This window comes from Phaeodactylibacter xiamenensis (assembly GCF_965229835.1).
GTDB lineage: Bacteria > Bacteroidota > Bacteroidia > Chitinophagales > Saprospiraceae > Phaeodactylibacter > Phaeodactylibacter xiamenensis.
The window spans coordinates 3,012,013-3,025,885 of the sequence record NZ_OZ245931.1; the positions used below are offsets into that span (position 1 = coordinate 3,012,013).

Consider the following 13,873-nt stretch of genomic DNA (forward strand, 5'->3'; position numbering starts at 1 on the left):
TTCCCCACCTGCCTAACAGCCCTATTTTACCAGCAGAAACCCTTTACTGCTTACTCACCAGCCGTTGTAAAGCGCCCTGCTCATTGGTCAGTTCGATGACATAAACACCCGCACTCCACTGCTCCATTGGAATGGTGGACTGCCCCTGTAGCCCCTGCCGGCGGAGCAACAGTTGTCCGTCGGCGCGAAAAACAGACACGTCATAAGCTCCGGTCATTGCCGGGCGGATGGTCAGGCGGTCTTTGACCGGGTTGGGGAATAGCGCAAAAGCCGTAGCAGGCAAATCCCGGGTACTGACGACCATAACGCTCACCTGTGACACCGCAATAGCCTCCCCACAGTCATTCATAGCCGTGAGGGTTACGGTGTAGCTGCCTTCAGAAGCGTAGGTATGCGTGGGCGACTGCTCGGTGCTTTGCTGACCATCCCCGAAATCCCATAGGTAGGACGTGGCATATGCTGCATTATTCTGGAAAGCCACCTGCAGCTCATTGACCGTGGCTTCGAAAGCAGCGGTAGGTAGGGCCTGAATTTCAACGGCGGCCTCCATTTCAATCGTCGCTGTCTGCCCGAAGGTATCGGTGACGGTGAGTATAACAGGGTACACGCCGGGCCCAATATAGGTTACGGTTGGATTAGGGGCATCAGCAGTCGCCGGCTGCCCACCGGGGAAAACCCAGGACCAGGTGTCAACGGCGCCTTCCGAGAGGTCCTCAAAGGAAAAAGCATCGCCGGGGCAATTCCCTGCCTCGGGGGTGACGCCAAAATTGGTGAGCAACGGCGGGGCTACCGTCACGGTTTCCACGAAAGTGGCCGAGCAGCACCAGGTATGTACTTTGAGCTCCACCATATAAGTTCCATATTCTGCATAAGTATGGGGCTCCGGATGCCGTTCCGTGGAAGTGGTGCCATCACCAAAGTCCCATTCGAAGGCCTTGGCAAAAGAAGAAATGTTTTCTGCAATGAGCTGATTGCCGATGACGCTAAGGTTCGCGTTAGCTGTAGGGGTGAGCAGGGAGTCACCGCCCAGACTGGTAATCCCAATGAATACCCCGGAGTCATAGACCCCGTCCCCCGCATCTGCAATACCAATTTTGATGTGGTAGGTTTCGCCCGGTGTGACGTATGCTTTGGCAGGCAGTAAAGTGGTGTAGGCATCGTAAGCCAGGTCTGTGGCTGTAGTGTCATAAATTGGAAATGCCGAAGATGTATCAAAGGTATATTGCGGAACATAAAAGCTGCTGTTGGAGTCCGCATTCAGGTTATTGATGGTTACCGGGACTATCGGGTCGCTGTCCGGTATAGTAGCAATATTAGTCAGGGAATCGTACTCCGGACCACCACTTATAAAGAAAGCAAAGACATCATTAAATTGACTGCCCACAAACTCCGGGTATTCCTCAGAGCCAAAAATGTAATTAAAGCAGATGGTATCTGTATTGGGCACGATATCAAACTCCAGTACTGCGGCATCATGGGTCATCATACCAGGCTCCAGCAGCCCCTGCAAATCAGCGTCTCCGGGCTGTAATAAGTTATTAAAAGTTGCACTGAAGCTTGCCGGGTTGGCCGCTACGGTTGTCGGGCCGGTGGACAGGAATATCCCGGCATTGATGCCCATGTAGGTATCGCCGGCATCAAAAAAAGCCATCCCCTCCGGAGCGCCGGTATAGGTCACATTGGAAGGCGCAACATCAGCATCGCTGAAGAAAGCGGTAACCATTTCAGATGCGGTGTAAGAGGTGTCGACAAACAGGTTGGACTGAGCCAGGAGTGCGTTGCTGCTCAAAAGGGCGAACAGGAAAAGGGGGATTGCAGTAATCGTCTTTTTCATCATATCGGGTTTAGTGTTAACCAAAAATAAGGAAAACAGGCGGTAAAAGGCAACTGCTATACAGCGCTGACCAAAATTTAACGTCTATCTGTGCTTTTTTCCCTACCTTTGCGCCAGCTTTGGTACGAATGCTATGTCTGTGACGATGGCCTTCGTTTAAAAGGGAATCAGGTGCAAATCCTGAGCAGTCCCCGCTGCTGTAAGCTTCACAAAAAATGCCCTTTGCGCACTAAGCCACTGTCGGGAGATGATGGGAAGGCCGCAAAAGCAGAAGCAAGCCAGAAGACCTGCCAGGCAAGATTTAATTCATTCGGGCTTTCGGAGGAAAAGCAGGGATGGAGTGCTTATTGGGCCTGATGGGTGCTGTGGCTGCCTGATCACTATGTGAAGGCAAGCGCACGGCTTAACAAACAGATGCGTGGGTGTTTACTGCACCTTATTTTGGTTGTTCACCCATGAAATGCCCCACTATCCGCTCTTGTCCTGCCCTTTAGGCTCCAAAAATGGCAGGATGCGGCAGCTCCTAATCCTTTTCCTGAGTATTTCGTGTACGGTGTCTCTTTTGGCACAGCCCGATACCGCCGTGCTCCTGCCTACTGCCGAAATCACCACTTCGCCCCTTCGCGCCAACTTCACCGGCAGTCAGGAACAACGCTGGGACTCCACCGATGTCAACCGCTACGCCGGCTACTACCTGACCGACCTGCTGGAACGGGAAGGCGGTATTTTCATCAAGAATTACGGCGGGGGCAGCATTGCCACCACCTCTATCCGCGGGGGCAGTGCCGGGCATACAGCGGTCACCTGGAATGGGCTGCCGCTCCAAAGCCCGATGCTGGGCCAACTTGACTTTTCCCTCCTGCCCCTGGCTTTTGTAGATGGGGTTAACCTGCAAAGAGGCGGGGGCAGCGCAGCCTGGGGCAGCGGGGCCATTGGCGGCACGGTGGGTTTGCGCAATACACCCCTCTCCTACCGGGGCATGGAAGCCGGCGCACAAACCCTGCTGGGCAGCTTTGGCTTTCAGGACCATCAGGCGCGGGCCCGGTACCGGGGGGAGCAGTGGGCATTCAATACCCGCCTGTTCCGCCGGTCTGCCGACAACGATTTCAGCTACCGATTGGACAGCGGAGAAGAGCGGCAGCAAACGCATGCCGATTTCCGGCAGCAGGCCATCATGCAGGAAGTCTACTGGCAGCCCCGCCCCGACCGTCAACTGGCTGCTTTTGCCTGGTGGCAAACCTCCGATCGTAACATCCCGCCCCTGACCACCCAAACCCGGAGCGAAGCCCTGCAGCTCGACACCTTCCTGCGCACCGCCCTGCACTACCAGCAACTCAGCAAACATGGCGTCTTTAATGCCCGCCTGGGCTGGTTCCGGGAAGCGATCGACTACCGGGATGACGCCATTCTGCTTCGGGCGCTCAGCCATTTCCATACCCTAATGGCTGAGGTGGAGCAGCAATGGGCGCTAAGCGCAGACCTGGAGCTGCAGGCTGGCCTGTTCTATAGCCGGGCTACGGCTACAGCTGATGGCTACCGGGGCGAACAACCGGAGCAGCAACGTGCCGCGGCTTTTGCCAGCCTCCGGAAAGAATGGAACGCCCTGCGGGTTCAGCTCAGCCTACGGCAGGAACGAGTCGATGAAAACTGGGTGCCCATCGTGCCTGCACTGGGCGCAAACGGCCCCATTACTTCTAATCTAAGCTGGCAGGCCAAAATCAGCCGTAATTACCGCATTCCCACCCTGAACGACCTGTACTGGCTGCCAGGTGGGAACCCCGACTTATTGCCCGAAATCGGCTGGAGCGCAGAGGGAGGGCTAAACTGGCAAAAGGGGGCATGGAGCTATACCGTCACCGGCTTCCACCGGCGCATCGACGATTGGATTATGTGGGGGCTTACCGAGGGGCAAAACTTCTGGTCCGCCAATAACCTCACAGAGGTCTGGAGCCGGGGGCTGGAACAGCGCCTATCCTGCCGCTTCACCACCGGAGAATGGCAATGGGAAGGGCAAATCGGCTATGATTACATCCGCTCCACCAATGAAATCGCCCTTCAGCAGCCGCGGATTGCAGAAGGTGAGCAACTCGCCTACACACCTGAGCATCTGGGTTTTGCCCGCATATCCGTTAGTAAAGACGCCCTGCAATTCACCTATCAGCACCGGCTAACGAGTGCGGTCCAAACCCTGAATAATACTGAGCTGCCTGGGTATCACCTTGGTTTTGCGCAGCTAGAGTATCAGCTAAACTGGCAAAAATTCACGCTACAGGCTTTCGGCCGGGCAGACAATCTCTGGGACGCTTCCTACCGCATCGTCGATCGGCGTCCCATGCCGGGCCGCAGCTTTCAACTAGGCATTAACCTATTTTTCAAACATAAACATTAGCCTTATATGAAATGGACTTCAACGACTATTCTGCTACTGCTCTGTACCGCATTGAGCTATGCACAGACGACTGCTGATTTCGAAAACTTTGATCTCGAGCCCGGCGAAGCCCTGAACGGGAGTGACGGCAGTGGCAGCTTTCAAAGCGGCAACCTTTTTCTGCCCAACAGCTACAACCCGGATTTTAATTCCTGGTCTGGCTGGGCTATATCTGCCACCACGGATGTAACTACCCCTGGCTTTATGAATGACCTGAGCGCCATTACCGGAGGGGGGTACAACTCCACAGCCTACGCAGTAAGCTTTGCTTCGCCACAATCCGTGCTGGTACTGCAGGGCGCAGCTGCCGGGGGTGCAGTGGAAGGCTTCTACGTCACCAATGGCACCTATCCTTACCTCAGCATGCTGGAAGGTGATGGCTTTGCTAAAAAGTTTGGCGGAGAGTCCGGCGATGACCCCGACTTTTTTCTTTTAACCATAAAAAAGTATCTTGGTGGGGAACTGAGTACCGATAGTGTCAACTTTTACCTGGCTGATTACCGGTTTGAGGACAACAGTCAGGACTACATCGTGGAAGAGTGGACCTATGTGGACCTGAGCACACTCGGCAATGCCGACAGCCTGCAATTCACGATGAGCTCTACGGATAATGGGATGTTTGGTATGAATACGCCCGCGTATTTTTGCATGGACGACCTGACGACTACCGACATGCCGGTCAGCACACGGCGTGTACAACTGCCCGCAGCTTATCTAAATGTATTTCCTAACCCGGCGGGAGCTACCTGGTATGCGAACTGGGCTACGGACCATGAAGCAGAAGCCCGGCTGATGAATATCAGTGGGCAGGTGTTGCAAACTTTTCGGCTTATGCCGGGAACAAACGCCATAGAAGCCTTAACTTTGCCAAAAGGCATTTACGTGCTACAGGTAAGGACGGCAGATGGCTTCTTAACCAAAAAACTATTTAAAACCAATTTTTAACGCCTCAGCGTCAGGCGTTTCAAAAAACTATAAACTACTTAATATATGCAAGATCAAAAGATTAACATCCGGTTTGCTGTGGTCACAGGCATGATCCTCGTGGCGGCATTGTTCCGGATTTTCCCACACCCTCTGAATTTTTCTCCAGTAGCCGCGATGGGCTTGTTTGGTGCCGCTTACTTCAGCAAGCGCTGGCTGGCTTTCCTGGTGCCCGTATTGGCGGTTTTTGCCAGTGATATTATCATCAATAATGTCATTTATGCCCACTACTTTGAGGGCTTCACCGTGTTCTATGAAGGCTTCTTCTGGCAGTACGGCAGCTACCTGCTCATCGTACTCTTTGGGCTGGGTGTCCTTTCCAAAGTGACCCTGCCCCGTATTCTGGGTGGTGCGATTGGAGCCGGTGCTATCTTTTTCCTGGTGTCCAACTTTGGCGTATGGCTCGGCAGCCCCATGTACCCGCAAAGTATCGGCGGGCTGATGGCTTGCTATGGTGCAGGCTGGCCTTTCTATCAGGCAACCTTTGCCGGTGATCTCGTCTTCACCGGTGTCATGTTTGGTGCGTATGAGTTCATCAAACTCCGCTACCCGGCGCTGGATTTCCAAACGCAGCGTATCGCCTAGCCCGACTATCGACTCGATTAGCGCGGCAGCAACAGCCCGGCAATTCCAAAACAGGAAATGCCGGGCTGTTTTTTCTTCTGGCTACAACTCCCTGTACCGCAAAGCCTTAAAACCTAAACTTAGAGGCAAAGACAAAAAATTTAAGCCAAGGGGTTGCGCAGTATGGATATCGCGCTTATATTTGCAACCGCAAAACACCGAAAGCGGTGGCTGATCAAAAGAACTTGAAAAGTGTTTTTGCAATCTTCAATTTTTGCGTCAGGCCCGCGGCGAAAATAAAATGCGAACGCAGCAATAGCGGAGGTGAGTATTTTATTTTCTTCAAAAGAGCGGGGTAGCGAAAATTGTATAAACCCAGTTTTTGCGTAAGCCTGCGACAAAATTGAAATGCGAATGAAGCGATAGCGAAGATGAGTATTTCAATTTTTTTTACAGGAGCAGGATTAGCAAAAACTGTTACAAGCCCAATTTTCGCGTCAGGCCCGCGGCGAAAATAAAATGCGAACGCAGCAATAGCGGAGGTGAGTATTTTATTTTCTTCAAAAGAGCGGGGTAGCGAAAATTGTATAAACCATGGTGCGGTAGCTCAGGTGGTAGAGCAATGGACTGAAAATCCATGTGTCGGCGGTTCGAATCCGCCCCACACCACTCCGGAAAGCAGCTCAAAAGGCTGCTTTTCTTATTTAACAACTTATGATTATCAACAACTGGCATCATCACGTACATCATTTCCCACTGCCCGGCAGTGAATGGTGGAATCATGCGTGAGATGAACCGTTGATTGATCAACTTTAGTCCACAAAAGAGGTTAACCATTCGCTGGTTAACCTCTTTTTTTGTTTCACCACAACCCTCGCGTTTATTATGTCAGACACACGTTTGAAAATCGCTGTTCAAAAATCCGGCCGCCTGTTGGATGGTTCTTTGGAACTGCTCAAAGAGTGCGGTATCCGGGTCAACAACGGTAAAGACCAACTGAAAGCCTCGGCCAGCAACTACCCGGTAGATATTCTGTACCTGCGTAATTCTGATATCCCGCAGTACGTGCAGGACGGGGTAGCCGATATTGGCATTCTGGGCCAAAATACCCTCGTCGAAAAGCAAAAGCAAATCGAAGAAGTGCTGCCCCTCGGCTTCTCTAAATGCCGGTTGTCCATTGCCCTGCCCAAGAATACGCCTTACCCCGGACCGGAATGGCTCAACGGCAAGCGCATCGCCACCTCCTACCCCAACTCCCTGCGGCAGTTTATGGCTAAGTACCAAATTGAGGCGGAGATTCACGAGATTTCCGGATCGGTGGAGATTGCACCCAATATCGGGCTGGCAGATGCCATTTGCGACCTCGTCAGTTCCGGCAGCACACTCTTCAAAAATGGGCTGGAAGAAAAAGAGGTCATCCTGAAATCGGAAGCCTGTATCGTCAGGAATGCACAGCTTTCTGCGGGCAAACAAGCCATTCTGGATCAAATTATCTTCCGCATACAGTCGGTGCTCAAAGCCCGCAACAACAAATACATTCTGATGAACGCCCCCGCCAGCCAAACGGAAGCCATCATCAACATCCTGCCGGGCATGAAGAGCCCTACAGTGATGCCCCTCGCAGCCTCGGGCTGGAACTCCATCCACACCGTAATTGATGAATCCCAATTCTGGGAAATCATCGATCAGCTCAAAGCTGCCGGTGCGGAAGGTATCTTAGTTATTCCCATCGAAAAAATGATTTTGTAATGCAGATGAAAACCTACCTCAATCCGGCTCCGGACACTTGGGCCGATCTCCTCCGCCGACCTACGATGGCAGCGGCCGACCTCGACAAAATCGTGGGAGGTGTCCTTGCTGATATCGAACAGCGCGGTGACGAAGCCGTGCGGGAATACACCGAACGTTTCGATGGCGTACGCCTTGACGATTTTCGTGTCAGCGAAGCGGAGATTGCAGAAGCCCGGGCCACACTTGCGCCTGAGCTCAAAGCCGCCATCCAACTCGCCCGCACGAATATTGAAACCTTCCACGCCCGGCAGTGGGAACCGGTGGAAGCAGTGGAAACCATGCCAGGCGTACGCTGCTGGCGCAAAAGTGTGCCCATTGAAAAAGTCGGACTGTACATCCCCGGCGGTACTGCGCCCCTGTTTTCGGCGGTGCTTATGCTCGGTGTCCCCGCAACGATTGCCGGTTGCCGGGAGCGGATTTTATGCACGCCTCCTGATAAAAACGGTAAAGTCAACCCTGCCATTCTCTACACCGCGGACCTTGTAGGCATTACGCAGATTTTCAAGATCGGTGGTGCACAGGCGATTGGGGCCATGACTTATGGCACAGCGACAGTACCCTCCGTCTACAAAATCTTTGGCCCCGGCAATCAGTACGTGACCGCCGCTAAACAGCTGGCCAGCCGGCGTGGTGTAGCCATTGATATGCCTGCCGGCCCATCAGAGGTGCTCGTTTGTGCCGATGATACTGCCAACCCGGCATTCGTCGCGGCCGACCTGCTTTCGCAAGCAGAACACGGCATTGACAGTCAGGTCGTGCTCGTCACTCTTTCGGAAACGATGGCTCAGGCGGTAGCCGAAGCGGTGGAAGCCCAGCTCGCCACATTGCCCAGGCGGGAAATAGCCAAAGAAGCACTAAGCCACAGTGTAACCGTAGTACTCGAAGACCGGGCAGCAGCGGTGGAACTCATCAATGCGTATGCCCCCGAACACCTTATCCTTTCCGTGGCGGATGCCGGAGAGATGGGCGAACAAATCCTGAACGCCGGTTCGGTATTTCTGGGACAATACACCCCGGAATCGGTGGGCGATTACGCTTCCGGTACCAACCACACCCTGCCAACGGATGGGTACGCCCGCAGCTACAGTGGGGTCTCGCTCGACAGCTTTATCAAAAAGATCACTTTTCAGGAGTTAAGCCGGGAGGGGCTGCAGGGGCTCGGGCCTGCGGTACAACGCATGGCTGAAGCGGAGGAACTGATGGCGCATGCCCGGGCGGTGGCGGTTCGGTTGGAGGAGAAAGCGTAATCGCGCTGTGAAACCAAGTGAGCATAAACCTACAAAGCATGAATGATCTTGACACGATCCATGGAGCGTTAGCAGAAATACTACAGAATATGCCTAGAAAAGCATTTCAAAAGCTAAGGACATCAACAGTAAATCATACCCGGTTTGAAGCCTGAAAAGAAAGTCGCTTGATCAGGGGCTTACCGTACAAGAACAAGAGGAGCTTACTCACTTTAAGGTACTCGACCGGCTACTTCAAGCGACGGCCGAAAAGCATTAAAGATAATCTTGTGGTGCGTAATATTGATGTTTTATGAAAACTCCTTTCAGGTGCTTAAAGTCCTTATCTGTTGTCAGTAGGGTAGCTCCAGTGGCTGCAGCTGATGCAGCAATCCAAAGATCATTTTTACCCATATTACGGGATGACAAACCGGCAGGGAGAGGTTGACCTTTTAGTTTGCCCTGACTAAATGCATCAATTTCACCATACAATCGAAGGACATCTTTACTATTAATGGGAATGACTAAAAACTTATTTAATTCGTGGTATATGCTTTCTACTCGTTTAGGTCCCCAATTCCGTTTTAACGCCAAAGCATTCAATTCTCCTATTGACACCACTGAAATGGCAAGAATACCAGAAGCAGCACTCAAATTGAACTGTTCATCAATAGCTGCAGTAATTGCACCATCCCGGAGAAAAATCAAGAATGAGATTCGTGTCAAACAATAATATCATTCTTCCAGAAGCCTTAATAATTCAGAATACTCTTCTCCATCTATATCTAAAGCCCCCCTGGTGGAAAGCACCTCTCGCAGGTTGTAACTTTGTTCCTGAGCGAGTTCTTCCACTGAAATGTAAGCGCGAGTAGGTTCACTGAAATATTGTAAGACTTTTCGGCGCTCAGCAGTTTCTTTCAATTCAGCAATAAGTTGCTCGTCCTCTGTTGAGGCGATCAAAGCAATAAGTTGAAGCCGATCAGTTTTTACTGTCATTCGTTTTTCTTTAAGAACAATACAAAATACAACAAAAGTTCCTATGATACAAAACCTAGTCCGCCCCAACATCCACCGCCTCACGCCCTACTCCTCTGCCCGTTCGGAGTTCAAAGGGAAGGCCGAGGTTTTTTTGGATGCCAACGAAAGCCCGTATGAGACCGGCTACAACCGCTACCCGGACCCCTTGCAGTGGAAGCTCAAACAGGCCATCAGTACCCTAAAAGGCATTGCCCCGGAGCACATCTTCCTCGGCAACGGCAGCGACGAAGCGATTGATCTGCTGCTCCGGATTTTTTGTGAGCCCGGGGCCGACCACATCATCACCCTGCCCCCTACCTACGGCATGTACCGGGTATCTGCTGATATTTCCAATGTGTCGGTGAAGGAAATCCCTCTGCGCCCGGGTAGTTTTCAGCCGGATGTTGAGGCGGTGCTGGCTGAAGCAGATGCCCATTCCAAACTGCTGTTCATCTGCAGCCCTAACAACCCGACCGGCAACAGCATTCGCCCCGGGCTGATCCGGGAACTCACAAAAGGCTTCCCAGGCATTGTGGTCGTGGATGAAGCTTATATTGACTTCTCTGCTCAGGAAAGTGCCATCCACCTCCTGCCGGAATATCCTAATCTTGTTGTCCTGCAAACCTTTTCCAAGGCCTGGGGCATGGCAGGCATACGGCTGGGTATGGCTTTTGCCTCTGAAGAGATTATTGGGTATTTCAATAAAGTGAAGCCCCCTTACAATATCAACCAACTGACCCAGGAAGCAGCATTAAAGGCTTTAGACAAACAGGAAGCACAGGAAGCACAAGTAAAGCAACTGCTTGGTCAGCGTACCCTGCTGCAGCAATACCTGGGCGGGCTGCCTTTCGCGGAGCGTATCTACCCTTCTGATGCCAACTTCCTGCTTGTAAAAGTGGAGGACCCGACCGGCATTTACAACTACCTCGTAGACCGGGGTATCATCGTGCGGGACCGCTCCCGGGTGACGCTGTGCGAGGGCTGCCTGCGCATCACCGTGGGAACGCCGGAAGAAAACGAGCGGCTATTCCGAGCACTGGTGGAGTTTGAGTAAGGCACAAGCTTTGCTTTTAGCCCCCGGTGCCTTATCTTTGCGCGAAATTCCTCAAGTTAATGAGCGACATTCAGCAAGTTCCCGCCGTATTATTATTAGAAGATGGGACCGTCTTCCACGGTCTTTCCGCCGGAAAAATTGGCACCACCACCGGAGAAATTTGTTTCAATACTGGTATGACTGGCTATCAGGAGATCTTCACCGACCCTTCCTACTATGGCCAGCTGATGGTGATGACGAATGCCCATATTGGCAATTACGGCGTCAAGCGTACGGAGTCAGAGTCTTACAGCATCAAGATCAATGGGCTGATCTGCAAGAACTACACCAACGAATACCACCGCCCAATCGCTGATCAGTCCATTCAGGACTACTTCGAGGAAGAAGGCCTGGTGGGCATTTGCAGCGTAGACACTCGTGCTATCGTGCGGCATATCCGCAGCAAGGGAGCGATGAACGCCATCATCTCCTCGGAGACCACCGACCTGAAAGTACTGGAGCAAAAACTGGCGGAAGTGCCTTCCATGGATGGGCTGGAGCTGGCTTCTAAGGTCAGCACTAAGGAAATTTACACCTTTGGAGACCCGCACGCGAAGTACAAAGTTGCGGTGATGGACTTTGGCATTAAGCAGAACATACTCAACAGCTTTGCAGAGCGCAACTGCTACATGAGAATCTTCCCGGCCAAAACGCCCCTTGAGGAAATCCGTGAATGGGGGCCAGATGGTTACTTCATGTCCAACGGCCCCGGCGACCCCGCACCGATGGATTATGCGGTTCAGAATGCCAAAGCCATACTTGAAGAAGACAAACCGCTGTTTGGCATCTGCCTGGGCCATCAGATTCTGGCACTGGCGGTAGACATCCCGACCTACAAGATGCACCACGGGCACCGCGGTATTAACCACCCGGTCAAAAACCTGGCTACCGGCAAATGTGAAATCACCAGCCAAAACCATGGCTTCGGTGTATCTCCGGAAGCCTTACAGGCAAACGCTGACAAGGTGGAAATTACCCATATCAACCTTAACGACGATACGATTGAGGGCATGCGCATCCGTGGCAAGAAGGCTTTCTCGGTACAGTACCACCCCGAAGCTTCCCCTGGCCCGCATGACGCCCGCTACCTCTTCGACCATTTCGTGAATTTAATGGAAAATTAATCCTGTAAACACTGCAGGATAGCGAACCTACACCTATTTTTAGGTGCTTAACAGAATATAGAGAATTAAAACCAACCAACATGAGTATTATCCTTGATATTGCAGCCCGACAGATACTGGACTCCCGAGGCAATCCGACTGTAGAGGCAGAAGTCATTACAGAAGATGGTTTCCTGGGCCGTGCGGCGGTGCCTTCAGGTGCTTCTACCGGTAAACATGAAGCAGTAGAGCTTCGCGATGGCGACAAAAGCCGTTACCTGGGCAAAGGCGTGACTAAAGCGGTGGAAAACATCCGCGAAGTCATCCTGGAAGAGCTTGTTGGTGTTGACGTGACAGATCAGCGTTACATCGATATGCTGATGCTGGAAATTGACGGCACTAAAAACAAGGGTAAGCTCGGTGCCAATGCTATTCTGGCCGTGTCGCTGGCTTGCGCCAAAGCAGCTGCTGAGTCAACCGTACAGCCCCTTTACCGCTATCTGGGCGGTGTGAATGCCCACGTCCTTCCGGTACCGATGATGAACATCCTCAATGGTGGCTCGCATGCAGACAACAGCATTGACTTTCAGGAATTCATGATCATGCCGGTAGGTGCAAGCACTTTCTCCGAAGGCTTGCGCATGGGCGTGGAAATCTTCCACCACCTCAAAAATGTACTCAAGGACAAAGGCTACTCCACCAACGTTGGTGACGAGGGTGGCTTTGCACCGAATATCAAGTCCAATCAGGAAGCGATTGAAACGGTCCTGACTGCGATCGAGAAGGCAGGCTACAAGCCGGGCGAAGAAATCTACATTGCAATGGACGCCGCCGCTTCTGAGTTCTACAATGCCGATGAGAAAGTCTACCACTTCCATCAGTCCACCGGCGATAAGCTGACCAGTTCTGAAATGGTAGACTACTGGAAGCAGTGGGTCGACAACTACCCGATCTTCTCTATTGAGGATGGCCTGGATGAAGACGACTGGACAGGCTGGAAAGCGCTAAACGCAGCTATCGGCGACCGTACACAACTTGTGGGTGATGACCTCTTCGTGACCAACGTGGAGCGCCTGCAGCGTGGCATTGACGAAAGTGCTGCCAACTCCATCCTGATCAAAGTCAATCAGATTGGCTCCCTGACGGAGACCGTTGAAGCGGTAAACCTGGCGACCCGCCACTCTATGACAAGTGTGATGAGCCACCGCTCCGGCGAGACAGAAGATACCACAATTGCTGACCTGGCCGTAGCGCTGAATACCGGACAAATCAAGACCGGCTCGGCTTCCCGCTCGGACCGGATCGCGAAGTACAATCAGCTTATCCGCATTGAAGAAGAGCTGGGCGATCAGGCTTACTACCCGGGCACTTCTATTTTAAAGAAGTAACCGGCATATCAGGTCAAGCCCTCTTTTTTCTGAGATAATTAGTGGGTCTGCCTTCATCTTCGTATGTTCGTCAGACCCACTAACTTTATAAACCGATTGTCATGGCAAAAATAAGCAATCCGCTACAGCCACTTTTGGAGCAACTGCCCGGGCCCCTGAGGAACAAATACTTCGTTACGCTGGCGCTGTTCCTGGGCTGGATGGTCTTCTTTGACAATCATGGCGTGCTGACTCAAATAAAGTTGCAGCGCACCGTTAATAAGATGCACCGCGACAAAGCGATGTACGAAGAGAAAATAGAGGAAGCCAAACAGGAACGCCTGGATTTGGAAGTCAATAAAGAAAAGTTTGCCCGCGAGCAGTACTACATGAAAAAGCAGGGCGAAGATGTATTCATCATTGAAGAAATTGAAGATTAAGATCAACAACAATCGATAAAACCATA

The 13,873-nt window shown here is 52.1% G+C and carries 12 protein-coding genes, 1 tRNA gene and 1 riboswitch; of the genes, 10 read left to right on the forward strand and 3 right to left on the reverse strand.

Going from position 1 to position 13,873, the window contains the following annotated elements; genetic code table 11:
• Nucleotides 1-43: 43 nt before the first annotated feature.
• Nucleotides 44-1,837 (reverse strand): choice-of-anchor L domain-containing protein, encoded by a 1,794-nt coding sequence (locus tag ACO08I_RS11115; RefSeq protein WP_421949337.1) that lies wholly within the window; start codon nt 1,835-1,837, stop codon nt 44-46.
• A 100-nt stretch (nt 1,838-1,937) separates the two neighbouring features.
• A riboswitch (cobalamin riboswitch) is annotated at nt 1,938-2,143 on the forward strand.
• A gap of 202 nt (nt 2,144-2,345) precedes the next feature.
• On the opposite strand from ACO08I_RS11115, the gene ACO08I_RS11120 reads away from it, so the two are divergent.
• The 6 genes from ACO08I_RS11120 to hisD all read left to right on the forward strand — a co-directional run bounded on the left by ACO08I_RS11120 (nt 2,346) and on the right by hisD (nt 8,848).
• A complete protein-coding gene (locus ACO08I_RS11120) occupies nt 2,346-4,223 on the forward strand; it encodes a TonB-dependent receptor plug domain-containing protein (protein ID WP_421949338.1) in 1,878 nt (625 codons plus the stop codon).
• A 6-nt stretch (nt 4,224-4,229) separates the two neighbouring features.
• Nucleotides 4,230-5,207, forward strand: a complete 978-nt coding sequence (locus ACO08I_RS11125; RefSeq protein WP_421949339.1) for a DUF4465 domain-containing protein — start codon at nt 4,230-4,232, stop codon at nt 5,205-5,207.
• Nucleotides 5,208-5,252: 45 nt separating this feature from the next.
• Nucleotides 5,253-5,831, forward strand: coding sequence for a DUF6580 family putative transport protein (locus ACO08I_RS11130; RefSeq protein WP_282784935.1), 579 nt, complete (start codon nt 5,253-5,255; stop codon nt 5,829-5,831).
• Nucleotides 5,832-6,406: 575 nt separating this feature from the next.
• Nucleotides 6,407-6,479: transfer RNA gene (locus ACO08I_RS11135), tRNA-Phe, on the forward strand.
• A gap of 216 nt (nt 6,480-6,695) precedes the next feature.
• Nucleotides 6,696-7,559 (forward strand): ATP phosphoribosyltransferase, encoded by an 864-nt coding sequence (gene hisG / locus ACO08I_RS11140; protein ID WP_282780551.1) that lies wholly within the window; start codon nt 6,696-6,698, stop codon nt 7,557-7,559.
• 5 nt (nt 7,560-7,564) lie between these two features.
• Nucleotides 7,565-8,848: a histidinol dehydrogenase gene (hisD, locus tag ACO08I_RS11145; RefSeq protein ID WP_421949716.1), complete on the forward strand. Its 1,284-nt coding sequence runs from the start codon at nt 7,565-7,567 to the stop codon at nt 8,846-8,848.
• A gap of 255 nt (nt 8,849-9,103) precedes the next feature.
• Here hisD and ACO08I_RS11150 read toward each other — a convergent pair whose 3' ends face one another.
• Both ACO08I_RS11150 and ACO08I_RS11155 read right to left on the reverse strand, forming a co-directional pair.
• Complete coding sequence (locus ACO08I_RS11150) at nt 9,104-9,553, reverse strand: PIN domain-containing protein (protein WP_421949340.1); 450 nt, start codon at nt 9,551-9,553, stop codon at nt 9,104-9,106.
• A gap of 9 nt (nt 9,554-9,562) precedes the next feature.
• Complete coding sequence (locus ACO08I_RS11155; protein WP_282780557.1) at nt 9,563-9,823, reverse strand: hypothetical protein; 261 nt, start codon at nt 9,821-9,823, stop codon at nt 9,563-9,565.
• Between the two features lie 43 nt (nt 9,824-9,866).
• Here ACO08I_RS11155 and hisC point away from each other — a divergent pair, with 43 nt between their 5' ends.
• The 4 genes from hisC (at nt 9,867) to ACO08I_RS11175 (ending at nt 13,847) form a co-directional block, all read left to right on the forward strand.
• On the forward strand, nt 9,867-10,898 hold the full coding sequence (hisC, locus tag ACO08I_RS11160; RefSeq protein WP_421949341.1) for a histidinol-phosphate transaminase: 1,032 nt from the start codon (nt 9,867-9,869) through the stop codon (nt 10,896-10,898).
• 59 nt (nt 10,899-10,957) lie between these two features.
• On the forward strand, nt 10,958-12,061 hold the full coding sequence (carA, locus tag ACO08I_RS11165) for a glutamine-hydrolyzing carbamoyl-phosphate synthase small subunit (RefSeq protein WP_282780561.1): 1,104 nt from the start codon (nt 10,958-10,960) through the stop codon (nt 12,059-12,061).
• A gap of 80 nt (nt 12,062-12,141) precedes the next feature.
• Nucleotides 12,142-13,428, forward strand: a complete 1,287-nt coding sequence (gene eno / locus ACO08I_RS11170; RefSeq protein WP_282780563.1) for a phosphopyruvate hydratase — start codon at nt 12,142-12,144, stop codon at nt 13,426-13,428.
• Between the two features lie 101 nt (nt 13,429-13,529).
• Complete coding sequence (locus tag ACO08I_RS11175; RefSeq protein ID WP_282780566.1) at nt 13,530-13,847, forward strand: FtsB family cell division protein; 318 nt, start codon at nt 13,530-13,532, stop codon at nt 13,845-13,847.
• Nucleotides 13,848-13,873 lie beyond the last annotated feature (26 nt).

Excerpts from the sequence above, each read along its gene's own strand:
- ACO08I_RS11155 (WP_282780557.1), bottom strand. The coding sequence starts at position 9,823 with ATGACAGTAAAAACTGATCGGCTTCAACTTATTGCTTTGATCGCCTCA.
- hisG (WP_282780551.1), top strand. The coding sequence starts at position 6,696 with ATGTCAGACACACGTTTGAAAATCGCTGTTCAAAAATCCGGCCGCCTG.
- carA (WP_282780561.1), top strand. The coding sequence starts at position 10,958 with ATGAGCGACATTCAGCAAGTTCCCGCCGTATTATTATTAGAAGATGGG.
- hisD (WP_421949716.1), top strand. The coding sequence starts at position 7,565 with ATGAAAACCTACCTCAATCCGGCTCCGGACACTTGGGCCGATCTCCTC.
- hisC (WP_421949341.1), top strand. The coding sequence starts at position 9,867 with ATGATACAAAACCTAGTCCGCCCCAACATCCACCGCCTCACGCCCTAC.
- ACO08I_RS11130 (WP_282784935.1), top strand. The coding sequence starts at position 5,253 with ATGCAAGATCAAAAGATTAACATCCGGTTTGCTGTGGTCACAGGCATG.
- ACO08I_RS11115 (WP_421949337.1), bottom strand. The coding sequence starts at position 1,837 with ATGATGAAAAAGACGATTACTGCAATCCCCCTTTTCCTGTTCGCCCTT.
- ACO08I_RS11125 (WP_421949339.1), top strand. The coding sequence starts at position 4,230 with ATGAAATGGACTTCAACGACTATTCTGCTACTGCTCTGTACCGCATTG.
- ACO08I_RS11175 (WP_282780566.1), top strand. The coding sequence starts at position 13,530 with ATGGCAAAAATAAGCAATCCGCTACAGCCACTTTTGGAGCAACTGCCC.
- eno (WP_282780563.1), top strand. The coding sequence starts at position 12,142 with ATGAGTATTATCCTTGATATTGCAGCCCGACAGATACTGGACTCCCGA.
- ACO08I_RS11120 (WP_421949338.1), top strand. The coding sequence starts at position 2,346 with ATGCGGCAGCTCCTAATCCTTTTCCTGAGTATTTCGTGTACGGTGTCT.